Source organism: Oceanicella sp. SM1341 (assembly GCF_003448965.1).
Taxonomy (GTDB): Bacteria; Pseudomonadota; Alphaproteobacteria; order Rhodobacterales; family Rhodobacteraceae; genus Paroceanicella.
Genome location: NZ_QRGC01000013.1, coordinates 17,054 through 41,796, shown reverse-complemented (window position 1 = coordinate 41,796; position 24,743 = coordinate 17,054). Strand labels below are relative to the sequence as shown.

The 24,743-nt window shown below is 70.3% G+C and carries 21 protein-coding genes and 1 tRNA gene; 9 read left to right on the top strand and 13 right to left on the bottom strand.

Annotation, left to right across the window (positions count from 1 at the left end):
• Nucleotides 1–2: 2 nt before the first annotated feature.
• Entirely contained in the window at nucleotides 3–1,193 is a 1,191-nt protein-coding gene (locus D3P35_RS13285) for a GNAT family N-acetyltransferase (protein ID WP_118135220.1), read from the top strand.
• A complete protein-coding gene (locus tag D3P35_RS13280; protein ID WP_118135219.1) occupies nucleotides 1,186–1,470 on the top strand; it encodes a 4a-hydroxytetrahydrobiopterin dehydratase in 285 nt (94 codons plus the stop codon). Before D3P35_RS13285 ends, D3P35_RS13280 begins: the two co-directional genes overlap by 8 nt.
• A 241-nt stretch (nucleotides 1,471–1,711) precedes the next feature.
• On the opposite strand, the gene hemF is transcribed toward D3P35_RS13280, so the two are convergent.
• A complete protein-coding gene (gene hemF, locus D3P35_RS13275) occupies nucleotides 1,712–2,602 on the bottom strand; it encodes an oxygen-dependent coproporphyrinogen oxidase (protein ID WP_118135218.1) in 891 nt (296 codons plus the stop codon).
• Between the two features lie 376 nt (nucleotides 2,603–2,978).
• On the opposite strand from hemF, the gene D3P35_RS13270 reads away from it, so the two are divergent.
• The 3 genes from D3P35_RS13270 (at nucleotide 2,979) to D3P35_RS13260 (ending at nucleotide 8,160) form a co-directional block, all read left to right on the top strand.
• A complete protein-coding gene (locus D3P35_RS13270) occupies nucleotides 2,979–4,835 on the top strand; it encodes an ABC transporter ATP-binding protein (protein ID WP_118135217.1) in 1,857 nt (618 codons plus the stop codon).
• A 148-nt stretch (nucleotides 4,836–4,983) separates the two neighbouring features.
• Nucleotides 4,984–6,846 carry an ABC transporter ATP-binding protein gene (locus tag D3P35_RS13265; protein WP_232830501.1) on the top strand — a complete coding sequence of 621 codons (1,863 nt, stop codon included), beginning with the start codon at nucleotides 4,984–4,986 and terminating at the stop codon, nucleotides 6,844–6,846.
• A gap of 63 nt (nucleotides 6,847–6,909) precedes the next feature.
• Nucleotides 6,910–8,160 (top strand): DNA polymerase IV, encoded by a 1,251-nt coding sequence (locus D3P35_RS13260; RefSeq protein WP_118135215.1) that lies wholly within the window; start codon nucleotides 6,910–6,912, stop codon nucleotides 8,158–8,160.
• Nucleotides 8,161–8,514: 354 nt separating this feature from the next.
• On the opposite strand, the gene D3P35_RS13255 is transcribed toward D3P35_RS13260, so the two are convergent.
• From D3P35_RS13255 to D3P35_RS13245, 3 genes are all read right to left on the bottom strand, one after another.
• Nucleotides 8,515–9,204: an RES family NAD+ phosphorylase gene (locus D3P35_RS13255; RefSeq protein ID WP_198670614.1), complete on the bottom strand. Its 690-nt coding sequence runs from the start codon at nucleotides 9,202–9,204 to the stop codon at nucleotides 8,515–8,517.
• The gene (locus tag D3P35_RS13250) at nucleotides 9,201–9,638 is read right to left on the bottom strand and encodes an antitoxin Xre/MbcA/ParS toxin-binding domain-containing protein (protein ID WP_118135214.1); all 438 of its coding nucleotides are present in this window, start codon (nucleotides 9,636–9,638) and stop codon (nucleotides 9,201–9,203) included. Before D3P35_RS13250 ends, D3P35_RS13255 begins: the two co-directional genes overlap by 4 nt.
• A 61-nt stretch (nucleotides 9,639–9,699) precedes the next feature.
• The gene (locus D3P35_RS13245) at nucleotides 9,700–10,560 is read right to left on the bottom strand and encodes an N-formylglutamate amidohydrolase (protein ID WP_118135213.1); all 861 of its coding nucleotides are present in this window, start codon (nucleotides 10,558–10,560) and stop codon (nucleotides 9,700–9,702) included.
• A 151-nt stretch (nucleotides 10,561–10,711) separates the two neighbouring features.
• Here D3P35_RS13245 and D3P35_RS13240 point away from each other — a divergent pair.
• Both D3P35_RS13240 and ykgO read left to right on the top strand, forming a co-directional pair.
• A tRNA-Val gene (locus tag D3P35_RS13240) sits at nucleotides 10,712–10,786 on the top strand.
• 96 nt (nucleotides 10,787–10,882) lie between these two features.
• Complete coding sequence (ykgO, locus tag D3P35_RS13235) at nucleotides 10,883–11,008, top strand: type B 50S ribosomal protein L36 (protein WP_072746485.1); 126 nt, start codon at nucleotides 10,883–10,885, stop codon at nucleotides 11,006–11,008.
• 95 nt (nucleotides 11,009–11,103) lie between these two features.
• Here the strand turns inward: ykgO and D3P35_RS13230 are convergent, their stop codons facing one another.
• From D3P35_RS13230 to D3P35_RS13190, 9 genes are all read right to left on the bottom strand, one after another.
• Complete coding sequence (locus tag D3P35_RS13230) at nucleotides 11,104–11,406, bottom strand: hypothetical protein (RefSeq protein ID WP_157982141.1); 303 nt, start codon at nucleotides 11,404–11,406, stop codon at nucleotides 11,104–11,106.
• A 177-nt stretch (nucleotides 11,407–11,583) separates the two neighbouring features.
• A complete protein-coding gene (locus tag D3P35_RS13225) occupies nucleotides 11,584–13,149 on the bottom strand; it encodes a peptidoglycan-binding protein (RefSeq protein ID WP_118135211.1) in 1,566 nt (521 codons plus the stop codon).
• A gap of 185 nt (nucleotides 13,150–13,334) precedes the next feature.
• Nucleotides 13,335–14,558: a phenylacetate--CoA ligase family protein gene (locus D3P35_RS13220; RefSeq protein WP_118135210.1), complete on the bottom strand. Its 1,224-nt coding sequence runs from the start codon at nucleotides 14,556–14,558 to the stop codon at nucleotides 13,335–13,337.
• A gap of 19 nt (nucleotides 14,559–14,577) precedes the next feature.
• A complete protein-coding gene (locus D3P35_RS13215) occupies nucleotides 14,578–15,423 on the bottom strand; it encodes an ABC transporter ATP-binding protein (protein ID WP_118135209.1) in 846 nt (281 codons plus the stop codon).
• 57 nt (nucleotides 15,424–15,480) lie between these two features.
• Nucleotides 15,481–16,767 (bottom strand): ABC transporter substrate-binding protein, encoded by a 1,287-nt coding sequence (locus tag D3P35_RS13210; RefSeq protein WP_118135208.1) that lies wholly within the window; start codon nucleotides 16,765–16,767, stop codon nucleotides 15,481–15,483.
• Between the two features lie 71 nt (nucleotides 16,768–16,838).
• A complete protein-coding gene (locus D3P35_RS13205) occupies nucleotides 16,839–17,915 on the bottom strand; it encodes a branched-chain amino acid ABC transporter permease (RefSeq protein ID WP_118135207.1) in 1,077 nt (358 codons plus the stop codon).
• A gap of 3 nt (nucleotides 17,916–17,918) precedes the next feature.
• Nucleotides 17,919–18,944: a branched-chain amino acid ABC transporter permease gene (locus tag D3P35_RS13200; RefSeq protein WP_118135206.1), complete on the bottom strand. Its 1,026-nt coding sequence runs from the start codon at nucleotides 18,942–18,944 to the stop codon at nucleotides 17,919–17,921.
• 159 nt (nucleotides 18,945–19,103) lie between these two features.
• Nucleotides 19,104–19,892: an ABC transporter ATP-binding protein gene (locus tag D3P35_RS13195; RefSeq protein WP_118135205.1), complete on the bottom strand. Its 789-nt coding sequence runs from the start codon at nucleotides 19,890–19,892 to the stop codon at nucleotides 19,104–19,106.
• Nucleotides 19,889–21,862, bottom strand: coding sequence for an AMP-binding protein (locus tag D3P35_RS13190; RefSeq protein ID WP_370031244.1), 1,974 nt, complete (start codon nucleotides 21,860–21,862; stop codon nucleotides 19,889–19,891). The genes D3P35_RS13195 and D3P35_RS13190 overlap by 4 nt, the downstream gene beginning before the upstream one ends.
• A gap of 225 nt (nucleotides 21,863–22,087) precedes the next feature.
• On the opposite strand from D3P35_RS13190, the gene D3P35_RS13185 reads away from it, so the two are divergent.
• Both D3P35_RS13185 and D3P35_RS13180 read left to right on the top strand, forming a co-directional pair.
• A complete protein-coding gene (locus tag D3P35_RS13185) occupies nucleotides 22,088–23,992 on the top strand; it encodes a PAS-domain containing protein (protein WP_255418357.1) in 1,905 nt (634 codons plus the stop codon).
• The gene (locus D3P35_RS13180) at nucleotides 23,989–24,711 is read left to right on the top strand and encodes a response regulator transcription factor (RefSeq protein ID WP_118135203.1); all 723 of its coding nucleotides are present in this window, start codon (nucleotides 23,989–23,991) and stop codon (nucleotides 24,709–24,711) included. The genes D3P35_RS13185 and D3P35_RS13180 overlap by 4 nt, the downstream gene beginning before the upstream one ends.
• Nucleotides 24,712–24,743 lie beyond the last annotated feature (32 nt).

The window sequence follows — 24,743 nt, the reverse complement described above, 5'->3', positions numbered from 1 at the left end:
CAATGGACGGCTCCACGAACATCGAGGTCACGGTGCTCACCGGCCTGTCGGAGATCCCGGCAGCCGAGTGGGACGCCTGCGCCTGCCCCGAGGCCCTGGCCGGCGGTCGCCCGGCCGACCCCTTCACCACGCACCGCTTCCTCGCGGCGCTCGAGGACAGCGGCTCGGTGGGCCGCCGCTCCGGCTGGCAGCCGCGCCATCTCGTCGCCCGCCACGCGGGCCGGGTGATCGGGGTGATGCCGCTCTATGCCAAGAGCCACAGCCAGGGCGAGTACATCTTCGACCACAACTGGGCGCATGCCTTCGAGCAGGCGGGGGGCGAGTATTACCCCAAGCTGCAATCCGCCGTGCCCTTCACCCCCGCCACCGGCCGCCGCCTGCTCGCCCTGCCGGGGCCGACGGAGGAGATCGCCCGCGCCGCCCTGCTGCAGGGCGCCAAGCAACTGTGCGATTCCAACGGCCTCTCCTCGATGCATGTCACCTTCTGCACCGAGGACGAGCTCGAGGCCGGCGCCGCCCAGGGCCTGCTCGCGCGCAGCTCGCAGCAGTTCCACTGGGAAAACCGCGGCTACGCCGACTTCACCGCCTTCCTCGCCGAGCTCTCCTCGCGCAAGCGCAAGCAGATCCGCAAGGAGCGCACCACCGCCGATGCCTTCGGCGGCGAGGTGGAGATCCTGACCGGCGACGCCCTGCGCCCCGAGCACTGGGACGCGTTCTGGACCTTCTACCAGGACACCGGCAGCCGGAAATGGGGCCGCCCCTACCTCACCCGCGCCTTCTTCGACCTGGTGCAGGAGCGGCTGCGCGACGATGCCCTGCTCTTCCTCGCCAGCCGCGACGGCGAGCCGGTGGCCGGCGCGCTCAACTTCCTCGGCCGCAACACGCTCTACGGCCGCTACTGGGGCTGCACCGAGGAAATCCCCTGCCTGCATTTCGAGCTGTGCTACTACCGCGCCATCGACTTCGCCATCGCGCACGGCCTCGCCCGGGTCGAGGCCGGCGCGCAGGGCGACCACAAGCTGGCGCGCGGCTACATGCCGGTCACCACCCATTCCATGCACTGGATCTCCAACCCCTCGTTCCGCCACGCCGTCGAGCAATATCTCGAGGCGGAGCGCGACGCGATCGACCACGAGATCGAGGTGCTCACCGAATACGGACCATTCCGGAAAGGACAACAGGGCGATGCCTGAGAAACTCACCAATCGCGAAACCGCCCTCGCCCCGCTGCTGGAGAAGGGCTGGAACGAGGTCGAGGGCCGCGACGCCATCACGAAGACCTTCGAGTTCGACAATTTCGTCCAGGCCTTCGGCTGGATGACCCGCGTGGCGCTCTGGGCGGAAAAGCTCAACCACCACCCGGAGTGGAGCAACGTCTACAAGACCGTGGAGGTCACCCTCTCCACCCATGACGCCGACGGGCTGACCGATCTCGACATCCGCCTCGCCCAGAAGATGGACAGTCTCTGACGCGCTGCGGGCGACCTCCACCGCCCTTCTCGGCTCAGGCGGCGAGCTGCCGCCCCGCGCGGCCCGGGCGGTACCCTGTCGCCCTGCGCACACCGGAGCGCGGCGGTCTACCGCCCCTGCAAGCCCGGGCGGCGCCCCCTTCGCCCCCGTGCGGCGGCGCCCGCCGCCGCACATGCGCAGGCGCCAGCCGGAGCTCAGGAGGAATGCGCGCCAGCGCTCCGCATGGCAGCGGGCCGGTGCCTCAGGGCCATTTCGCCACCGGCGGCAGCGACATCAGCACCGCCTCGGGGTTGTGCCCGGTCTCCAGCCCGAATTTCGTGCCCCGGTCATAGACCAGGTTGAACTCGGCGTAGCGCCCGCGGCGCACCAGCTGCCACTCCCGTTCCGCCTCGGTCCAGCTCTCGTGCATGTGCTTCTCGGTGAGCGGCAGGAAGGCGGCGAGGAAGGCCCGGCCCACGTCCTGGGTGAAGGCAAAATCCGCCTCCCAGTCCCCCGTGCACAGATCGTCGTAGAAGATCCCGCCCACGCCGCGGGCCTCCTTCCAGTGCCGGATCATGAAATACTCGTCCGCCCAGGCCTTGAACCGCGGGTAATAGCCCGCGTCATGCGCCTCGCAGGCCTCGCGCAGCCGGTCGTGGAAGAAGGCGGTGTCCTCGGGCACTTCCACCATCGGGTTGAGGTCGGCCCCGCCGCCAAACCACCAGGCGCCCGGCGTCCAGAACATCCGGGTGTTCATGTGCACCGCCGGGCAGCGTGGCGAGCGCATGTGCGCCACCAGGCTGATGCCCGAGGCCCAGAAGCGCGGGTCCTCCTCCAGCCCCGGCACGCCGCGCGCCGAGAGGCTGCGCTGCGCCGCCTGGCCGAGGCTGCCGTGCACGGTGGAGATGTTCACCCCCACCTTCTCGAACAGCCGGCCCTCGCGCATCACCGCCATCACGCCGCCGCCCGCGTCCGAGCCGTCCTCGCTGTCGCGCTTCGTCTCGCGCAGCGTGAAGCGCCCGGGCGCGAGGCCGGCGTGCGGCCCGCTGTCCTGCGCGTCCTCCAGCGCCTCGAAGGCGGCGGTGATCCGGTCGCGCAGGCTCTCGAACCAGCCGGCGGCGCGGGTTTTGCGGTCGGTGAACTCGTCGGTCATCATGCCCTCCACGTTTGCCGCCGTTATGCAGCATCCGCCGCCCGACGCCAGCAGAACTTGGCCCCCGGCCGGAACTGTCGACAAAACTCTGGACACGCGGGGCCGAATCGGGCATCGAAACGGGCCTGACCGCCTGCAAGGGAGGCCATTCATGCAGCCACGGATCGCACCGACATATCGATGAGAGCCCGGCCAGCGCCCGCGCGCCGGCCCGTTTCATCTGTCGCCCCCGGCGTCCCGCCGCCCGCACCGGGCCGCGCGCCGGGCCTGCTTCCAGGCAATTTCCGACGTCCCGTCCCGCATCCGGCCCGCAGGCCTCGTCCGTCATCCGCCTGCCGTCCGCCTCCGGGGCACGCAGTTCCATCGAGGCCTTTCCATGTTCCGGTTCTTCGAAAACCTGATCGATCCCTTCGCGCCCTACCCCGAGCGCACGCCCCCCGGGCGGCTCTGGCCGTTCCTGTGGACCCACCTGCGCGGCTACCGCAAGCTGCTCGCGGTGATGGCCTGCACCGGGCTCGTGGTCGCCTTCATGGAGACGGGGCTGATCTTCTACTCCGGCCGCATCTTCGACCTGATGTCGGATGCGGGCCCCGATGCCTTCTGGTCGCTGCACGGGCTCGAGGTGCTGCTGGCGGCGCTGTTCATCCTGTTCCTGCGCCCGATAATGCACACCCTCAACATGGCGCTGCTGAACCAGACGCTGGCGGGAAACCTGCAGGCCGAGGCGCGCTGGCGGGCGCACAAGCACCTGCTCGGCCAGTCGGTGAGCTTCTTCCAGAACGATTTCGCCGGCCGGCTCGCCAACCGGGTGATGCAGATCGGCCCGGCGGTGGAGGATGCCTCCTTCATGGCGATGGAGGGCATCTGGTATGCCACCGCCTATGTGCTCGGCGCGCTGATGATCCTCAGCGGCATCGACTGGCGCCTCGCCCTGCCGCTCGCGGTCTGGGTGGTGCTCTACATCGCCTTCGTGCGCCGGGTGGCGCCGCGGGTGGGCGAGGCCTCGGAGCGGCTGTCGCGCGGGCGCTCGGCGGTCACCGGCCGGGTGGTGGACGCCTACACCAACATGGACACGGTGAAGCTCTTCGCCCATGGCGCGCGGGAGGAGGCCTACGCCCTCTCCGCCATGAAGCGCCTGCGGCTGCGCTTCCTGCGTTTCATGCGGCTGATGACCACGATGTCGCTGGGGCTGCAGCTGCTCAACGGCCTGCTCATCGTGGGCGTGGTGGGGCCGGGCATCTGGCTCTGGCAGCTCGGCACCGTGACCGTGGGCGAGGTGGCGGCGGCCTCCGCCCTCACCCTGCGGCTCAACGGCATGACCGGCTGGATCATGTGGGTGACCATCCGGCTGTTCGAGCATGCCGGCGTGATCCGCGAATCGCTCGACAGCCTGAAGGTGCCGCATGGCGTGACCGATGCGCCCGCCGCCCCGGCCCTCGCCGTGAGCCGCGGCGAGATCCGCTTCGACGCGGTGAGCCACCATTACGGCAAGGGCCGCGGCGGGCTCGACCGGGTGTCCCTCACCATCGCACCGGGCGAGAAGATCGGCCTCGTCGGCCGCTCGGGGGCGGGCAAGTCCACGCTGGTGAACCTGCTCATGCGCTTCCATGACGTGGAGGGCGGGCGCATCCTCATCGACGGCCAGCCGATCGACGCGGTGACCCAGGACAGCCTGCGCCGCCAGATCGGCATGGTCACCCAGGACAGCTCGCTCCTGCACCGCTCGGTGCGCGACAACATCCTCTACGGCCGGCCCGAGGCCCGCATGGAGGAGGTGATCGCCGCGGCGCAACGGGCGGAGGCGCATGAATTCATCACCTCCCTGCGCGACCCGCACGGCCGCACCGGCTACGACGTGCAGGTGGGCGAGCGCGGCGTGAAGCTCTCCGGCGGCCAGCGCCAGAGAATTGCATTGGCGCGCGTGATCCTGAAGGATGCTCCCGTCCTGGTGCTCGACGAGGCCACCTCCGCGCTCGACTCCGAGGTCGAGGCCGCGATCCAGGACACGCTCTACCGCGTGATGGAGGGCAAGACGGTGATCGCCATCGCCCACCGTCTCTCCACCATCGCCCAGATGGACCGGATCGTGGTGATGGACGGCGGGCACATCGCCGAACAGGGCAGCCATGCCGAGCTGCTGTCCCGGGGCGGGCTCTACGCCGGTTTCTGGGCCCGGCAGTCCGGCGGCTTCATCGGGCTCGAACCCGCGGCGGGTGTCGACGCCGCCGAGTGAGGCGCTATCTGTCTCCAAGGGCCGCCCGCCCCCGCCCCGGGGCGCGGACGGCCCTCCTTCCCTTCGCCGGCCCGCGGCCCTGTCCGGGTGGTCGGCCAATGGCGGGCAGACCGGATGCACCCGGGGGCCGCCCCGGAGTATGCCGACCGTGTTCTTCCGTTTCTTCGAAACCCTGTTCGACCCGCTCGCCCCCGCCGACGGCCCGCCGCCGCGCGGCTTCGGCGCCTTCGCGATCTGGGCCCTGAAAGGGGCGCTGCCGGTGATCGGCGTCGCCGCCTTCGTCTCGCTGCTCACCGGCGTGGCCGAGGTGGCGGCGGCCTTTGTCATCGGCGCGGTGATCGACCGGGCGGCCGCCGCGGGGCCGCAGGCCTTCTTCACCGAGCACCTTTGGCTGGTGGTGGGTGCGGCGCTGTTCTTCGCGCTGCTGCGCCCGGCGCTGGTGTCGCTCGGGGCGCTGTTCTCCTCGCTCGCCATCGGGCCGGGGCTGCTGCCGATGGTGCTCATCCGCCTGCACCGGCACACGCTGGGCCAGTCCCTCACCTTCTTCGACAATGACTTCGCCGGCCGCCTCGCCCAGAAGCAGATGCAGACCGCGAACGCCGCCACCTCGGTGGTGAACGAGACCTGCAACGCCCTCGTCTTCGGCCTCGCCAGCGTGGTGGGGGCGGTGGCGATGATGGGCGGCATCGGCTGGGGCCTCGCCGCGGTGCTGCTGGTGTGGATGGCGGCCTATGCGCTGCTCATCCGCTGGTTCCTGCCGCGCATCCGGGTGCGCGCGAAGGCGCGGGCCGCGGCCCGGGCGGCCCTCAGCGGCCAGGTGGTCGACACGCTCTCCAACATGGCCACGGTGAAGCTCTTCGCCCATTCCACGCGCGAGGAGGAGGCGGCGAGCCGCGCCGTCACCGAGTTCCGCCGCACCGCGCTCGCCTTCGGGCGGCTGGCGGGCACCTTCCGGCTGTTTCTGATGTTCCTCTCGGGCCTGCTGCCGGTGATGCTGGTGGGCACGGTGCTGTGGCTGTGGAGCGCGGGCGCCGCCAGCGCGGGCGATATCGCCGTGGCCGGGATGATCTCCACCCGGCTCGCGCAGATGTCGGGCTGGATCTCCTTCACCGCGATGGAGATCTTCTCCAACATCGGCGAGATCGAGGACGGTATCCGCACCCTCACCCCCGCCCACACCATCACCGACCGCCCCGGCGCCACCGACCCCGGCCGCGCCCGCGGCGCGGTTTCCTTCGAGCACGTCACCTTCCGCTACGGCCGCCACACTTCGGAGGGCGGCGGCGGCCTCGAGGATTTCTCCCTCGCCATCGCCCCGGGCGAGAAGGTTGCGCTGGTCGGCCGCTCCGGCGCCGGCAAGTCCACCGCCCTCGCCCTGATGCTGCGGCTCTACGAGATCGAGGAGGGCCGCATCACGCTCGACGGGCAGGACATCGCCACCCTCACCCAGGACGGGCTGCGCCGGCAGATCGCCATGGTCCGGCAGGACACCTCGATGTTCAACCGCTCCGCCCTCGACAACATCCTCTACGGCGACCCCGAAGCCGGCCCCGAGGCCGCGCGCCGGGCCGCCCGCCTAGCCGATGCCGACGATTTCATCCACGACCTGCGCGACCCCTCCGGCCGCGCCGGCTACGACGCCTTCCTCGGCGAGCGCGGGGTCAAGCTCTCCGGCGGCCAACGCCAGCGCATCGCGCTGGCCCGCGCCATCCTCAAGGACGCCCCGGTGCTGGTGCTCGACGAGGCCACCTCGGCGCTCGATTCCGAGACCGAGGCCTCGGTGCAATCCGCCCTCGAGGGGCTGATGGAGGGCCGCACCGTGATCGCCATCGCGCACCGGCTCTCGACCATCGCGCACATGGACCGCATCGTGGTGCTCGATGACGGGCGCATCGCCGAGCAGGGCAGCCACGCGGAACTGCTGGAGCGCGGCGGGCTCTACGCCGGGTTCTGGGCCCGGCAGTCCGGCGGGTTCATCGGCATGGAGGGGGCGGACGCGGCCGCCGAATAGGCTTTCCGCGCCCCGGGGCCGGCGGTATGATCGGCCCCCAGCCCCCCAAGGTGACCCGGACCCATGCCCGCCCTCTGCCTCGACTGTGGCTCCCGCACGACCGGCCCGCGCTGCCCCGCCTGCGGCAGCCCGCGGCGCACGGCGCATGACGAGCTGTTCACCCTCTCCATCGCGCATCTCGACTGCGACGCCTTCTACGCCTCGGTGGAAAAGCGCGACGCGCCGGAGCTTGCCGACAAGCCGGTGATCATCGGCGGCGGCAAGCGCGGCGTGGTCTCCACCGCCTGCTACGTGGCGCGCATCCGCGGCGTGCGCTCGGCCATGCCGATGTTCAAGGCGCTCGACCTCTGCCCCGACGCGGTGGTGATCCGCCCCCGCATCTCCTACTACGCCGAGATCTCGCGGCAGATCCGCGCGATGATGGACGAGCTCACCCCCCTCGTGCAGCCGCTCTCGCTCGACGAGGCCTTCCTCGACCTCTCGGGCACCGAGGCGCTGCACCGCGCGAGCCCGGCCGAGATGATGGCCCGGCTGCTCATCCGCATCGAGCGCGAGCTGGGCCTCTCGGCCTCGGTGGGCCTGTCGCACAACAAGTTCCTCGCCAAGCTCGCCTCCGATTTCGACAAGCCGCGCGGCTTCTCGGTGGTGGGCCGGGCCGAGACGCTCGCCCGCCTCGCGCCCCTGCCGGTGCGCGCCATCTGGGGCGTGGGCCCCGCCTTCGCCGCCACGCTGGAGCGCGAGGGCATCCGCAGCGTGGCCGACATCCGCCGCCAGGGCATGGAGAGCATGATGCGCCGCCACGGCCAGGGCGGCCTGCGCCTGTGGCAGCTCGCCCATGGCGAGGACCGCCGGCGCGTCACTCCCCACGAGGCGGTGAAGAGCATCTCCTCCGAGACCACCTTCGAGCGCGACGAGCGCGACCCGGAGATCCTCGACGGCCATCTCTGGCGCCTCGCCGGCAAGACCTCGGACCGCGCCAAGGCCAAGGAGCTCGGCGGCCGCACGGTGACCCTGAAGCTCAAGCGCGCCGATTTCCGCACCATCACCCGGCGGCTCACGCTCGACGACCCCACCCAGCTCGCCGGCCGCATCTATGCCGCCGCCGCCCCGCTGCTGGCCCGCGAGATGGAGCATGCGCCCTTCCGGCTCATCGGTGTCGGCATCTCCGGCCTGGTGCCCGGGGCGGAGGCCGACCGCGCCGACGACCTGCTGCGCCCCGACAGCGCCCGCGCCGCGAAGGTCGAACGCGCCGCCGACGCCATCCGCGCGCGATTCGGCGACGGCGTGATTCTGAAGGGCCGCGCCCTGCGCTGACAGCGCTGCCAATTTCATGCGCGCGCATTAACTCATTTCGCCTGAATTTTCAGCAGTTCACAAACGGATCACGCGCCATTTATTCGGGGGCTTAAAAAAACAATTCGAGATATACGAAAAGTTTTTCCGTGCCTTTTCCGTGAGTTATGGAAATTTTTGCGCAGGGCCCGCGCAAGGCTCCGCCGGATACGACAACATTCCTGTTGCATATGCTGCGGCGCGAAATACAGTGGGTCTCAGCGGTGTTCGCACCGCCGCCCTTCGTGGGCGTTTCCTCCCTAGACTTGGGCCGCGCTCTGCGCGGCCTTTTTTTTGCGTCCGGGAGAGGGAGCGTGGCGCGTTGCCCCCGCGCGATCAACTGGTTTCTTCGGTGCTGACGTGGGGTTCCGGCGCGCCGGCCCAGGTGAGGCGATAGCGCGGCCCCTTGCGCAGGTTGCTCACCAGCGCCGGGCGGAAGCAGGCGAGGCAGGTGCCCCCCTGCGCGCGCACGCTGGGATAGACGATGCCGGCCGAACCCTCGGCCAGCAGCCGCTCGGCGAGGCGCTGCGAGGCGCGGTAGCTCTGCGGGTCCAGGCAATCGGCAAAGTCTCCCGCCCCGCGCAGGTCGTGGAAGGTGGCGCCGAAATCGGCTGCCCAGGCGTCGTAGGTCACCTCGTCCTCGAAGACATCGATCTCGGCCAGCGCCACGGTGCGGTGCCAGATGATCTCGGCGAGCGAGGTTTCCGCCTCGAAGCCCGCATACCAGGCGCCGCGCTCCGGCCCGTTGAAGCGGCTGCCCAGCGGGCTGGGGTGGCAGAAGGCGGCGTTCACGATGCGGTAATGCGGGATGCCGAACACCAGCTCGCCGATGCCGATGCCCGGGGCGAGGTTCGCCTCCGCCTCCAGCCGGTCGTTGGTGGCGCCGTCGAGGGCGAAGATCTCCTGCAGGTGGGTGTCGTCATCGGCGATGCGGGTGAGCACGCTGTCGCCGCCCTCGCTGTATTTCGAGGGGATCAGCCGTGTGGTGTCGAGCTGGCGCAGCGCGGTGACGGGCGGCAGGCTCACGCGCCGCCCCGGCGCGCGTCGAGCAGCCGGCGCAGGGTGGCGAAGGCCGGCAGTCCGCCGCGCAGCAGGTAGTCGAGCGGCGTGGCCCCGGCGAAGATGCGGTTGCGGTTCGGCAGGCTCATCCAGCGGTCGGCCAGCGCCTCGCCATGCAGGATGTTGAGCGCCTTGAAGATGCCCACGAGGTAGGAGATGCGGCGCAGCCGGTCCTCGTCGAGCGCCCGGCCCCCGCCCTTCTTGAGCGTGTAGAAGGCGCCGTTCGACAGTCCGCCCAGCAGGCGGCGGGCATCCTCGTCGCGCACGCCCCAGCGCTCCATGATGTTGAGGAAGGCGCGCACCGCGCCATCGCTCAGCCGGGCGCGCTCCTGCGCGTCGCCGAGGTCGACGAGCGGCGCAGGCTCATGGTTGGTTGCCGGGTGGACAAGGGGAAAGGCCATATCGCGTCCTCCATCTCTGGAGGATATATACTCCGATTTCGGAGAAATTCAAGCTTGCGCCCTATTCCGCCGCCACCCGGGCCTCCGCGAGCCCGATGCGGGCCAGCGCCGCCACCACGCCCTGCATGCGCGTGAGGGTCTCCGGGTAGCCCTCGCCCGGGGCGATGGCGATCTCGTCGAGGTAGAGGCCGCGGTCGATCTCGATCTGCACCGCGTGCAGGCCGCGCTGCGGCCGGCCGTGGCGCTGGGTGATGTAGCCGCCCGCGAAGGGCGTGTTGCGCGCCACCTGGAAGCCCGCGGCCTCGAAGGCCTCCTGGGTGGCATCGGTCACCCAGGGGGCGGCGGAGGCGCCGTAGCGGTCGCCCAGCACGATCTCGGGGCGGCGCGAGCGCACGCCGGCAAAGCTGCGCAGCGCGTCGGAGGGCATGGAATGGCAGTCGAACAGCACCGCGATGCCGAAGCGCCGGCGCGCCGTCTCGATCAGCCCCGCCAGCGTGTCGTGGTAGGGCAGGTGAAAGTCGGCCACCCTTGCCTGGGCATCGGCGGCGGTGATCTTGCCGGTGTAGATCGGCATGCCCTCGGCCACCACGCGCGGCACCACGCCGAGGCCGGCGGCCACCCGCGGGTTCAGCCCCGCGCTGCGCACGCCCTGCACCAGGGCGGGGTCCATCTCGGTCGGGCCGCGGTTGAGGTCGAGCCAGGCCCGCGGCATCACCGCGCAGAGCAGCGGCGCCCCCTGCCCCGGCGCGTCGGCATAGAGCCGGTCCACGTAGGCATCCTCGGACAGGCGCAGCTGCAGCGGCGTGAGCCGGGCGCGCCGGGTGAAACTGTCGGGATAGTGCCGCCCGCTGTGCGGCGAGGAGAAGACGGCGCAGGACGTGAGCCGTTCCGGCTCGTGCAGAATGAAGGCCTCTTGACGCATGAGCCGAACTTCCCTCCTCCTGCGCGTCGGGGGCCGAATATGCCATATTGCGACACTATTGCAAAAGCCCTTGAACGCCCCGCCGACTCCTTTTATACACCGCGTCACCGGGCGGCGGAGCGGTTCAGAACCGGACGCCGCCCGAACTTTCGGGCGTATAGCTCAGCGGGAGAGCACTACGTTGACATCGTAGGGGTCGCTGGTTCAATCCCAGCTACGCCCACCATTCCCCCACCCGAGGGGGAGCCCCGCAAGGGGATGTGTGGAATTCACCGAAGGCGCAGGCAAGCCTGGTCGCCGAGGAGAGAAAAGGAGAGAGGCCATGAAGGTCAAAAACTCGCTTCGCTCCCTGAAAGCGCGCCACCGCGATTGCCGCGTCGTGCGCCGTAAGGGCCGGGTCTATGTGATCAACAAGACCCAGCGTCGTTTCAAGGCCCGTCAGGGCTGAAACGGCTCGCGGGCCAGCCCCGCGAACGGTTCGAGGAAAAAGGCCGCATCTCCGGATGCGGCCTTTTTCGTATGTGCGCCCCGGCTGCGGCCCGCTCACTCCGGCAGGCCGGGGTAGCCCTCGTCTCCCGGGGCCCATTGCTCGTAGGGGCCCACGTGCGTGCCGTTCACGGTGACCGAGGCGCACGAGTCATCGATGAAGAGTTGCAGATCGCCATCGTCGTGGAAGACGAGCTCGCCCCCCCAGCCGCCTTCCCAGGGGATGTGGCTGATCTGCATCTTGTCCCCCGGGTTCAGGACATAGCGGTCACAGTTGCATTCCACCCACACCACGATCACCCGGTTCGTCTTGTTGACATAGGTGTCGATCACCCTCGGCATCGTTCTGTCCCGCTGCATGTGCACCTCCCTGCATGTGGTGCTGCAAGGCTACGCGAATATCATTCGTACACAAACGATTCTTTGAGGCAAGATACCCGCCGGCACGCCTGAGCCCCCTCCCGGGGCCGGGAGGGGGCTCGATCACGAACGCAAGGGAAAGGCAGGGAGCGGCGCAGCCCCCTGCCCGTCGCAGGGTCAGCCGCTGGCGGCCACGAGCTGGCGCAGGGTCGGGTCGTCGAGGAAGCCGGTCACCTCCAGCCCGCGCGAGCGCTGGAAGCGGCGCAGGGCGATGCGGGTCTCGCCGTCGACCGTGCCGTCGATGCGGCCCGGCGGGAAGCCGAGGTTGTCGAGCCGCTGCTCGACCGATTGCAGGCTGTCGCGGCTCAGGCGCAGCGCCTCCTCGCGCGCGGCGAGCTGGTCGCGCTGGTTGGCCACGTCAGCGCCGCCGAGCAGCGTCTCCATGCGCGTGTTCGCGGCATTGGCGAACTGGCTGTCGGGGTAGCTGCGCAGGTACTCGCGGTAGGCGGCCGGCGTGTCGGTGCGCCGGGCGGCCTGCCAGGCCTGCCGTTCCTGCTGGGATACCGAGCCGAGGCGGTTCTCCTCGATCTGGTCGAGCCGGCGCATCGCGTCCTCGGCATGCACGCCGTCGGGGTAGCGGCGCAGGTAGGCGCGCAGGCCCTGCTCGTCGCCGCCCGCGGCACGCTCCTGCCAGAAGCTGTTGTCGGCGCGGCGGGCCTCGGCCTCGGCCTTGCGCGCGGCCGCGTCGAGCTCACGCGCGCGCTTGTCCGCGAGGTTGTAGAGCCGCTCGGTCTGGCCCTCGCGCAGGTAGCCGGTGGCCGGCAGCTCCTGGTCGTCTTGGAAGCGCGAGATGGCCGCCCGGGTGTTGGGGCCGAAGGCGCCGTCGATGCCCTTGGGCTCGAAGTCGAGCACCGTGAGCGCCTCCTGGATGCGCAGGCGCTCGGCCCGGCTGAGGTTCATCGCCTCCTCGGCCTCGGCATCGCGCTGCTCGCGCCCCGTGGCGGCGCTGTCGTCCGACGCGGGGGCCGCCGCGGCGGAGGCGGCCTCGATGGCGGCGTCGAGCTGGGCCTGGTTCTTCGGGCCGAAGACCACGTCCGGCACGTCGCCCACCACTTCCACGCGGCCCTCGAGCCGCTTCGCCGCCTCGGTGGCGGAGAGCGCCGGGCGCAGGATGGTATCGGTCATCACCTTGCCGAAATTCGCCGCGTCGCCCTGCAGGTAGAGCACGCCCTTGGGCACGGCCGGCGGACCCATGCCGTTCTTCAGGCCGAAGCCGGGCTCCTCGAACCCGTCCTCGCCGGCGGCGATCATCACCACCGAGTTGCCGCGGCTGTTGGCGGCCATGCCCAGCAGCAGGTCGAGCGAGGGGCCGGTGAAATCGGCCAGCACCGGCGAGACGGCCTGCATGTCCACCGGCGTGAGCCAGGTGGAGCGCAGCGCCGAGACCGGGTTGCCGGAATAGTAGATCACGATGCGGTCTGCCTCGGGCAGCCGGTCGTTGAATTCGCTGAGGATGTCGAACATGTCCTGCGAGGTGAGGTCGGTGCCGGTGAACACCTCGTAGCCCGCGGCATCGAGGGTCATCGCCACCCGGTTCGCCGCCTCGTTGGCGGCCTCGGGCAGCTTCTTGCCATGCGCGTAGTCGGAATTGCCGATCACCAGGGCGAGGTCGTCGGCCAGCATAGGGCTGCCGGCGAGCAGGGTCGTGGCGAAGGCCACCACGCCGAGACGGAAGCTCTTCATGTCTGTCCCCTTTCTTTTCGTTACGCATCCGTGCGCGCCGCGGGATGAAGCGGGGGCAATCGCACCCCCGATGTGCCGCGCACACGGGCGTTCAACGCATTGGGGCCGCGAACCCGTCAATCGGACGGCTGACAAAATCGTGAAGGCGCCGGGGGTGGACGGGTGCGCCGCCCCGGCGTCCGCGGTCAGTCGTAGCTGCGGGTGTCCTCGATCACCTTGCCGTCGTTGGGCAGGCCGCCGGGGGCGATGAATTCCACCGCGCCGCGCAGTTTCAGCACCGCCTGCACGCTCTCGGCGATGCGGTCTGCGAGCCCGGGAGAGCCGGCGCCGGCGGAGGTCTCGACGCGCACGGTCATCGTGTCCTGCGCGCCCTCGCGGCCCGCCACCACCCGGGCGCGGAGGATCTCGGCATGGCGGGCCACCAGCTCGGCCACCTGCTCGGGGCGCACGAACATGCCCTTGATCTTGGTGGTCTGGTCGGCCCGGCCCATCCAGCCGCGGATGCGCGTGTTGGTGCGCCCGCAGGGGCTCTCGCCCGGCAGCACGGCGGAGAGGTCGCCGGTGGCGAAGCGGATGAGCGGGTAGTCGGCGTTGAGCGTGGTCACCACCACCTCGCCCACCTCGCCCTCGGTCACCGGGGTGCCGGTGCCGGGGCGCACGATCTCCACGATCACCCCCTCGTCGACGATCATCCCCTCCATGGCCGGGCTCTCGTAGGCGATGTTGCCGAGGTCGGCGGTGGCGTAGCACTGCCGGCAGGTGATGCCCCGGTCGGCGTATTCGGCGCGCAGGGCGGGGAAGAGCGCCCCGCCCCCCACCGCGGCGCGGGTGATGGCGAGGCGCAGGCCCAGCTCCTCCGCCCGGTCGAGCAGCACCTTGAGGTAATCGGGCGTGCCGGCCCAGGCGGTGACCCCGATGTCATGCGCGGCGCGCACCTGCAGGTCGGTCTGGCCGGTGCCGGCGGGCAGCACCGCGGCCCCCACCGCGGCGGCCCCGCTCTCGAAGATCATCCCCGCCGGGGTGAGATGGTAGGAGAAGCAGTTCTGCACCACGTCGCCCCGCCCGATGCCGCAGGCATGCAGGAAGCGGCCCATGCGCCACCAGTCCGCCGCGCCGCCGCCGGGCTCGTAGATCGGGCCGGGTGACTGGAAGACATGCCGGAAGCCGCCGGGCCCCGGGCCGGTGAAGCCGCCGAAGGGCGGGTGGCCGGCCTGCAGCCCGGCGAGCTCGGCCTTGCGCAGCACCGGCAGGCGGGCGAGGTCGGCGAGGCTCGTGAGCGGCGCCTGCCCCTCCAGCCGCGCGGCAAGTGCGGGCGCCGGCGGATCGGCGAGGATGCGGTTCAGCGCGGCGAGCTGCTCGGCCTCGCGCTGCGCCCGCGGCCGGGTTTCGAGACTGTCGAAATGGGTCATCTGCGGCTCCTTCGGGGGGTCAGCTCAGCCAGCGCTTGCGGCGGCGGTAGCTGCGCACGTCGCGGAAGCTCTTGCGGCCCTTGTCGGACATGCCGAGGTAGAATTCCTTCACGTCCGGGTTCTCGCGCAGATGCGCGGCCGGCCCGTCCATCACCACGCGGCCCGATTCGAGGATGTAGCCGTAATGGGCGTAGCGCAGCGCCACGTTGGTGTTCTGCTCGGCCAGCAGGAAGCTCACGCCCTCCTGCTCGTTGAGCGATTTCACGATGCCGAAGATCTCCTCCACCAGCTGCGGCGCGAGGCCCATGGAGGGCTCGTCGAGCAGGATGGTCTCGGGCCGGGCCATCATCGCCCGGCCGATGGCGCACATCTGCTGCTCGCCGCCCGAGGTGTAGCCGGCCTGCGAGCGCCGCCGCTCGCGCAGGCGGGGGAAATAGGCGTAGACCTTCTCCAGGTCGGCGGAAATCTCCCTGTCCTTGCGGGTGTAGGCGCCGGTGAGCAGGTTTTCCTCCACCGTGAGATGCTCGAAACAGTGCCGCCCCTCCATCACCTGCACGATGCCGCGGCGCACGAGATCGGCCGGGCCGAGGTCCTGCACCCGCTCGCCGCGGTGGCGGATGGTGCCCTTGGTCACCTCGCCGCGCTCGGAGCGCAGCAGGTTCGAGATCGCCTTGAGCGTGGTGGTCTTGCCCGCGCCGTTGCCGCCCAGCAGCGCGGTGATGCCGCCCCTTGGCACCTTCAGGCTCACCCCCTTCAGCACCAGGATGACATGGTTGTAGATCACCTCGATGTTGTTGACCTCGAGCAGGGCCTCGGCCGTGGCGGGCTCGGGCGCGTGTGGCGTGTCTGTGATCGGATCTGGCATCGGCTCTCCCCCCGGGGCAGGACGGGCGCCGCCCCGGGCGGGGGCGGCGCGGAAGGCTCACTCGCAGGCGCGCGGCTCGATGCCGGCCTCGGCGGCGAAGGCGGAGGCATCCTCCTCGATCAACGGGCCGATCACCTCGCGGTCGGGCTCGATCTGGTCGGTGATGATGGTGTATTCGCCGGCCTTCGCGTCCCATTGCTGGATCATGCCGATGCCCGGGCCGCCGTGGTCGGCGCAGCTCACCGAGAACGCGGGGCCGAAGCCCGGCAGGCCCAGCGCGGCCATCTTCTCCTCGGTGATCTCCAGCGCCTCCATGCCGTCGCGCATCATCGCGGCGTCGATGGCGGCGGTGCCGTGGATCTCCTGCGCGGTCTTCGCCGCCTCCACCGCCAGCATCGCCGCGTACATGCCGCGGTTGTAGAGCACGGTGCCGAGCTGGTCGCCCGCCCCTGCCGCGAGGCCCTTGTCGGTGACATGGGTCTTGAGGTCGTCGTAGATCGGGTAATCGTCGCCCACGCCGTGGAAGGTGACGGCCTTGTAGCCGTCGGCCCGGTCTCCGGCCTGTTTCACGTCATTCTCCGAGCCCGACCACCAGACGCCGATGAAATGGTCCATCGGGTAGCGCACGTTGGCCGCCTCCTGGATGGCGGTGGGGTTCATCGCGCCCCAGCCCCACATCAGCACGTAGTCGGGGCGCGAGCGGCGGATTTCCAGCCATTGCGACTTCTGCTCCAGCCCGGGGTGGTCGACCGCGAGGAGCTGCAGCTTGAACCCGTGCTTCTTGGAGAGCTCCTCGAGCGTGCGGATCGGCTCCTTGCCGTAGGCGGAGTTGTGGTAGAGCAGCGCGATGGTCTTGCCCGAGACATCGCCGCCCTCCACGTCGATGATGTGCTTGACCATCACCGAGGCCGCGTCCCAGTAGGTGCCGGGGTAGTTGAACACCCACTTGAACACCTTGCCGTCCGCCGCCGAGGTGCGCCCGTAGCCCATGGAATGGATGGCGATGCCGTCGGCCGTCGCCTTGGGGATGATCTGGTAGGTGATGCCGGTGGAGAGCGGCTGGTAGATCAGCGCGCCCTCGCCCTTGGTGCTCTCGTAGCACTCCACGCCCTTCTCGGTGTTGTAGGCGGTCTCGCATTCGGTGATGCGGATCTTCTCGCCGCCGATGCCGCCGTCACGCTCGTTCACCAGGGTGAGGTAGTCGTGGTAGCCGTCGGCGAAGGGGATGCCGTTGTTGGCATAGGCCCCGGTGCGGTAGCTCAGCATCGGGAAGGTGAGGTCGGCCGCGGCCGGGCCGGCGGCGGTGAGCATCGAGGCGGCAAGCAGCGCGAGTTTCAGTTTCATGACGGGTTTCCTCCCAGGAAAATTGGTGTCGCGCCCCGGGTTGACCCCGGGTGCGCAGGCTTGGAATGCGGTCAGTGCGGGAAGGGCCAGAGGCGCAGCTTCTCCTTGGCGATGCGCCAGAGCTGGGCGAGCCCGTGCGGCTCGAGGATGAGGAAGAGCACGATGAGCCCGCCCACGATGAGCATCTGCAGGTGGGCGGCGAGATCGGTGGGCCAGCCGAGGCCGCCCACCAGCACGTTCTTCAGCAGCACCGGCAACAGCACCATGAAGGCCGCCCCGGCGAAGCTGCCGAAGATCGAGCCCAGCCCGCCGATGATGATCATGAAGAGCACGAGGAAGGACTTGTCGATGCCGAAGGCCTCGCCCACTTCCGCCGCGCCGAGGTAGACGGAGAAGAACAGCGCCCCCCCCACCCCGATGTAGAAGGAGGAGACCGCGAAGGCCGAGAGCTTGGTCGCGAGCGGGTTCACCCCGATGATCTCGGCGGCGATGTCCATGTCGCGGATCGCCATCCACGAGCGACCCACCCGGCCGCGGGTGAGGTTTCGCGCCACCCAGGCGAGGCCGGTGAGGATGACGAGGGCGAAGAGATAGGTGGCCCAGGGTGCCGCGTTGGGCCCGGTCACCAGGATGCCGAACACCGAGCGCTCGGGCGCGGTGATCTGGCCGGAGGCGGAGTAGTTGTAGAACCACGGCACCTTGTTGAAGAGCCAGACCAGGAAGAACTGCGCCGCCAGCGTCGCCACCGCGAGGTAGAAGCCCTTGATGCGCATCGAGGGCAGGCCGAAGAGCACGCCGACAAGCGCGGTGATCCCCCCCGAGAGCAGCACCACGAAGAAGATGTTGAGCTCGGGAAAGGCGGTCATCAGCTTGTAGGAGGCATAGGCCCCCACCGCCATGAAGCCGCCGGTGCCCAGGCTGAGCTGGCCGCAGTAGCCGGTGAGGATGTTGAGCCCGATCGCCACCGTGGACCACACGAGGAAGGGCATCAGGATCGACTTTTCCCAGTAGTCGTTGATGAGGAACGGGATGACCAGGAAGGCCACCGCCATCACCGCGTAGTAGCGCCAGCGGTCGAAGGCGATGGGGAAGGTCTGGCCGTCGTCGGAATAGCTCGTCTTGAAGTCGCCGGCCTCGCGGTAGAACATCTCTCAGACCCTCTCGATGATGCGGTCGCCGAACAGGCCCTGCGGCCGGAACACGAGGAAGAGCAGCGCCAGCACGTAGGCGAACCAGTTCTCGGTGGCGTCGATGTTGAAGCCGGTGAGGCCGTGGAAGGCGTCGGAGGTGACGAAGTACTCGAACAGTTTCTCCCCCGCCCCGATGATCAGCCCGCCCACGATGGCGCCGGGGATCGAGGTGAAACCGCCCAGCATCAGCACCGGCAGCGCCTTGAGCGCGATGAGCGAGAGCGAGGTCTGCACCCCGGTCTTGGAGCCCCACATGATGCCGGCCACCAGCGCCACCAGCCCCGCGATCGACCAGACCATCACCCAGATGAAGCGCAGCGAGATGCCCACCGAGAGCGCGGCCTGGTGGTCGTCCGCCACCGCGCGCAGGGCGCGGCCGGCGCGGGTGTACTGGCTGAAGAGCGTGAGCGAGATCACCAGCAGGGCGGCGACCACCGCCGCGGTCACGTCGAGCTTGTCGACATACATGCCCCAGTAGCCCGCCTCGGGGTCGGCCAGCGCCATGGAGGCGCCCTCGAACCACTCCGAGAGGCCGCCGGGCAGGCCCACGTCGAGCTGCTTGATCTCGGCGGTCCACATCAGGTCGCCGAAACCCTCGAGGAAGAAGGCAAGGCCGATGGTGGCCATGAACAGGATGATCGGCTCCTGGTTCACCAGGTGCTTGAGCACGAGCCGCTCCACCAGGAAGGCGAGCCCCACCATCACCCCCAGCGTGAGCAGGATGGCGAGGCCCGAGGGCATGTTCCAGCCGAAATGGGTGACATGCATGCCGGTGATCGCGTTGAGCAGGTGGGCGAAGGGCACCTGCCCGGTCTGCAGCCCCACCAGCGTCATCGCGGCGAAGAGCGCCATCACGCCCTGCGCGTAGTTGAAGATGCCGGAGGACTTGAAGATGAGCACGAAGCCCAGCGCCACGAGCGCATACATCACCCCGGCCATCAGCCCGTTGATCAGCACCTCGATGAGGTTCAGCGCCTCGATGCTCATGCGCCCGCCCTCCCGCGCCGACCTGCCCCGGAGGCCGCGGCAGCGGCAATCCGGGGCCTCGCGGGCCCGGCGTGCCGCCCGGTCGCGGCCGGGAGGCCCCGGCTCTGCGCTGCGCTCCGGCCGGGGCGCCGGTGCGCGGGGCGGGTTGCGTGGAGGGGCTCAGTCATGGCTCACTCCCAGGTAGGCGTCGATCACGTCGGGGTTGTTGCGCACCTCGTCGGGGGTGCCGTCGCCGATCTTGCGGCCGTAGTCGAGCACCACCACGCGGTCGGAGATGTCCATCACCACGCCCATGTCGTGCTCGATCAGCGCGATGGTGGTGCCGAACTCGTCGTTCACGTCAAGGATGAAGCGCGACATGTCCTCCTTCTCCTCCACGTTCATGCCGGCCATCGGCTCGTCGAGCAGCAAGAGCTCCGGCTCGGCGGCAAGCGCGCGGCCCAGCTCCACCCGCTTCTGGAGCCCGTAGGGCAGCCGGCCCACCGGGGTCTTGCGGATCGACTGGATCTCGAGGAAGTCGATGATGCGCTCCACCTTCTCGCGGTGGGCGTTCTCCTCGCGCTCGGCCCGGCCCCACCACAGCGCCTGCTCGAGCATCGAGCTCCTCATGCGGGTCATCCGCCCGGTCATGATGTTGTCGAGCGTGGTCATGCCCTTGAAGAGCGCGATGTTCTGGAAGGTGCGCGCGAGGCCCTGGCGGGCGATCTCGTGCGGGCGCATCGGGCCGCGGCGCTTGCCGCGAAACCAGATTTCGCCCTCCTGCGGGTGGTAGAAGCCGTTGATGACGTTGAGCATCGAGGACTTGCCGGCCCCGTTCGGCCCGATGATGGCGCGGATCTCGCCCTGGCGGATGTCGAAGGAAATGTCGCGGATCGCCACCACCCCGCCGAAGCGCAGGGTGATGTTGCGGATGTCGAGCATCGGCTCCACGGTCGCCGTGTCCCTCATGCCGCCGCCCTCCCCGGAGAGGCAACCGGAAAGGTCTTCGCCTCGCGGATCTCCAGCGTGGCGGAGATGGTGCCCTGCCGGCCGTCCTCGTAGGTGACGGCGGTCTCCACGAACACCCGGTGCGCGCCGGAATAGAGCCCCTCGATCAGCACGGCATAGCGCTCCTCGATGATGCGGCGGCGCACCTTGCGGGTGCGGGTGAGCTCACCGTCATCGGCGTCGAGCTCCTTGTGCAGCACGAGGAAGCGGTGCACCTGGCAGGCGGAAAGCATCGGGTCGGCGGCGAGCGAGCGGTTCACCTCGGCCACGTGGGCGGCCAGCGTCTCGAGCACGCGGGGGTGGCCGGCGAGCTCCTGGTAGGAGGCATAGGCGATGTTGTTGCGCTCCGCCCAGTTGCCCACCGCGCCGAGGTCGATGTTGAGGAAGGCGGTGCACTCCGCCCGGCCGTTGCCGAACACCACCGCCTCGAGGATGTCGGGGAAGAACTTGAGCTTGTTCTCGACGTACTTGGGCGCGAAGAGGCTGCCCTCGGCCATCTTGCCCACGTCCTTCGCCCGGTCGATGATGCGCAGATGGCCGGTCTCCGGCTCGATGAAGCCGGCGTCGCCCGTGGCCACCCAGCCGTGCGCGTCCTTGGTGTCGGCGGTGCTCTGCGGGTTGTGGTAATACTCCACGAAGGTGCCGGGCGAGCGGTAATACACCTCGCCGTTCTCGCCGATGCGCAGCTCCACGCCGGGGCTGGGCACGCCCACCGTGTCGGCGTGCACCTCGCCGTCGGGCTGCTGGGTGATGAACACGCTCGCCTCGGTCTGGCCGTAGAGCTGCTTGAGATTGATCCCGAGCGCGCGGTAGAAATCGAAGATCTCCGGCCCGATCGCCTCGCCCGCCGTGTAGCCCACCCGCACCCGGCTCAGGCCCAGCGCGTTCTTCAGCGGCTCGTAGACGAGGAGCGCGCCCAGCCGGTAGCGCAGCCTGTCGGCGAGGGACACCGGCCTGCCGTCGAGCAGCGCCGGGCCCACGCGCCGCGCCACCGCCATGTAGTGGCGGAAGAGCCGCTTCTTCAGCGCGCCCGCGTCTTCCATGCGGATGGTGACCGAGGTGAGCAGCCCCTCGAAGAAGCGCGGCGGGGCGAAGAAATAGCTCGGCCCGATCTCGCGCATGTCGGCCTGCATGGTCTCGGCACTCTCCGGGCAGCACACGCAGAAACCGGTGCAATAGGCCTGGCCCATGGAGAAGATGAAATCCCCCACCCAGGCCATCGGCAGGTAGGCGAGCACCGAGTCCCGCGGGCCGAGATGGTCGAACTCGGCCGAGGCGCGGGCGGTGCGGATGATGTTGTCATGGCTCAGCACCACGCCCTTGGGCTTGCCGGTGGTGCCGGAGGTGTAGAGCATCACGCAGGTGTCGCGCCCGGTGGTGCCGGAGATGATCGCGTCGAGCACCGCGGCATGCTCGGCGGCATGCTGCCGGCCGAGCTCCTCCACCTCGTGGAAGGCGCGCAGGCGGGAATGGTCGTATTTGCGCAGGCCGCGGGGGTCGAGGTAGAGGATGCCCTGCAGCGCCGGGGTCTGGTCGGAGATCGAGAGCAGCTTGTCGACCTGCTCCTGGTCCTCGACGATGGCGAGCTCGGCGCCGCAATGGCCCAGCACATAGGCCATCTCCTCGGCCACCGCATCCTGGTAGAGCGGCACAGGGATGCCGCCGGCGCATTGCACCGCCACCATGGCGCGGTAGAGGTCGGGGCGGTTCGAGCCGATGATCGCCACATGGGCGTGGCGCCGCAGCCCCGTCGCCAGCAGGCCCAGGCCGAGGGCGCGCACCTTCTCCGCGCTCCCGGCCCAGGTGTCGGTCTGCCAGATGCCGAATTCCTTCTCGCGGTAGGCCGGGCGGTCGCCGTGCACGGCGGCATTGTGCGCCAGCAGCTTCGCGAGCGTGTCCGGGCCGTCCCCGGCATGGGCGGCGGTGGTCAATGGCGTCTCCTCCCTTGCGGCCGTCTTGCTGCGGCCGTCGCTGTACCGGGCGGGGCATCTGGTGGCCCCTGTCTCCGGCAATCCCGAGTGAAGCCCCGGAATCCGTCCGCAGTATGTCGCGAATGTAACCAATTGTAACGGCGCCCCCTTGCCCGCGGCCCGCGGCCCCGCCAGACTGGCGGAAAAACGACGGGAGGACATGTCATCGGACCAGCGCCGCCATCCCTGCCCGGCCGGGGCGACGACCGGCTGCTGCGCGGGGCGCTCAACCTCATCCAGCAGGCGATATCCGTGTTCGACGCGGAGCTGAACCTGCGGCTGGCCAACAGCCGCTTTCGCGAGATGTTCGCCCTGCCGCCCGAGCTCACCCGGCCCGGCGCCTCCTTCGAGGCGATCATCCGCTGCATGACCGAGCGCGGCGAATACGGGCCCGGCGACGTGGAGGCGCTGGTGGCGCTCAGGGTGGAGAAGGCCCGCCGCTTCGAGCCGCATTACTTCGAGCGCGACCGGCCCAACGGCCAGGTGATCTCCATCGAGGGCCACCCGCTGGAGCCCGGCGGCTGGGTGACCGTCTACACCGACATCACCGCCATCCGCGCCCAGGAGCGCCTGCTGCGCGCCCGCTCCGAGACCCTCTCCGAGAAGCTGCTGAGCCACTCGGAAGACCTCGCCCGCGCCAACCGCGAGCTTGCCACCACCATCGCCGACCTGCGCGAGGCCAAGGCGGCCCTGGCCGAGAGCGAGGCGCGCATCCGCCTCATCACCCGGATGACCCCGGCGCATATCGCCCATCTCGACCGCACGGAGACCTACACCTGGTCGAACGACCAGCTGCCGCTGGTGATCCCCTCCGCGAAGGGGCCGGTGGTGGGGCGCAGCATCTCGGAGGCGCTGGGGCCGGAGGCCTACAACATCATCCGCCCCGAGCTGCACCGCGCCCTCGCGGGTGAGAGCCGCGCCTTCCAGTTCTCGCTCTCCGACGGGCCGCGCTGGCTGCGCGCCGCCTTCACCCCCGATCTCGATGAGGAGGGCCGGGTGCAGGGCGTCTACATCCTCTCGGTCGACGTGACCGAGGAGGCCCGCGCCCGCCAGGCCCTCACCCATGCCGCGAAGCGCGAGCTTGCCGCCCAGCTCACCTCCGGCCTCGCGCATGATTTCTCCAACATCCTCACCGTCATCCTCGGCCTGCAATCGCGGCTGGAGGGGATGGAGCTGCCGCCGAAGGCGCGCGAGGCGGTGGCCGCGACCCGTGCCGCGGCCGAGCGCGGCGGCGCGCTGATCGAGCGGCTGGGCAGCATCTCCGGCGCGCGCAGCCTCGCCCCGAGGGTGACCGACCCCGCGGTGCTGCTCGCCGGCCTCCTGCCGCTCGCCCGCCCCTCGCTGCCCGATGACGTCACCCTCACGCTCGACGCGACACCGGGCGAGCAGGTGCTGGTCGACGCGGGCTTCCTGCAGGACGCGGTGCTCAACCTCATCCTCAACGCGCGCGACGCGCTGGCCGGCCGCCCCGGGCGCATCACCCTCGCCGCCCGCCTCACCCCCGAGCGGCTGGAGATCACGGTGGAGGACAGCGGGCCGGGCTTTTCCGAGGAGGCGCTCACCCGCGCCACCCAGCCCTTCTTCACCACCAAGCGCGGCGCGCCGGGCTCGGGCCTCGGCCTCGCGATGGTGTATGACTTCGCCCGGGCCTCCGGCGGCCGGCTGCGGCTGGGCAACGCGCCCGGCGGCGGGGCGCGGGTGTCGGTCTCGCTGCCCGCCCGCCGGCCCGCCGCCCTGCCCCCCGGTCTCGTGCTGCTCGCCGAGGACGACCCCGACATCCGCGACGGGCTGCGCGAGGATCTCGTCGCCCTCGGCCACAGCGTGATCGAGGCCGGCACCGGCGAGGAGGCCGCCCGCCTGCTCGCCTCGGTCGAGGGCATCGGCCTCGTGCTCTCCGACCTCGTGCTGGGCCCCGGCCTCACCGGGCTCGACCTCGCCCGCACCCTGCCCCCCGGCGGCCCGCGCCTCGTGCTGATGACCGGCCTGCCGCCGGACGACCCGCGCCGGCAGGAGGCCGCGGCCCGCGCACCGCTGCTGCCCAAGCCCTTCGCGCGGGCCGAGCTCGCCGCCTGCCTCGCGAGCCTGCCATGAGCGCGCCGGCCGCCTCCTGTGCCCCCCTGATCGCCCTGCTCGACGACGAGCCGGAGATCCGGGTGCTGCTCGCCTCGGCGCTGGAGGAGGCGGGCTTCCGCACCGCCGCCTTCGGCCGGGTGGCGGAGTTCGAGACCGGCCTGCGGCGGATGACCCCCGATGTCTGCCTCGTCGACCTCGGCCTGCCCGACCAGGACGGGCTCGCGCTCGTCTGGCGCCTCGCGCGCGAGACCGGGGCGGCGATCATCATCGTCTCCGGCCGCGCCCGGGTGCAGGACCGCATCACCGGGCTCGAGCTCGGGGCGGACGACTACATCACCAAGCCCTTCGACCCGGCGGAGGTGGTGACCCGCGTGCGGGTGTTGCTGCGTCGCGGCCGCGCCCGGGCCGGCCCGCCGCAGGCGCGCGCCGGCTTCGCGGGCTGGCGGGCCGATTTCGACCGCCACGTGCTCACCGCCCCGGACGGCGAGGAGGCCCCGCTCTCGCGCGCCGAGGGCGCCCTGCTGCGCCTGTTCCTCGAGCAGCCCAACCGGCTGCTGAGCCGCGAGCAGATGCAGGACCGGCTCGGCGGCGGGGCGGGCTCCGGCTTCGACCGGGCGATGGACGTGCGCATCAGCCGCCTGCGGGTGAAGCTGCGCGAAGACCCGCGCAACCCCGCATTCATCAAGACGATATACGGCGCGGGCTACATCTTCATCGGCGACGTCGACTGGAGTTGAGCGCCGGGCGGACTATCTGTCCGCCACCCCGC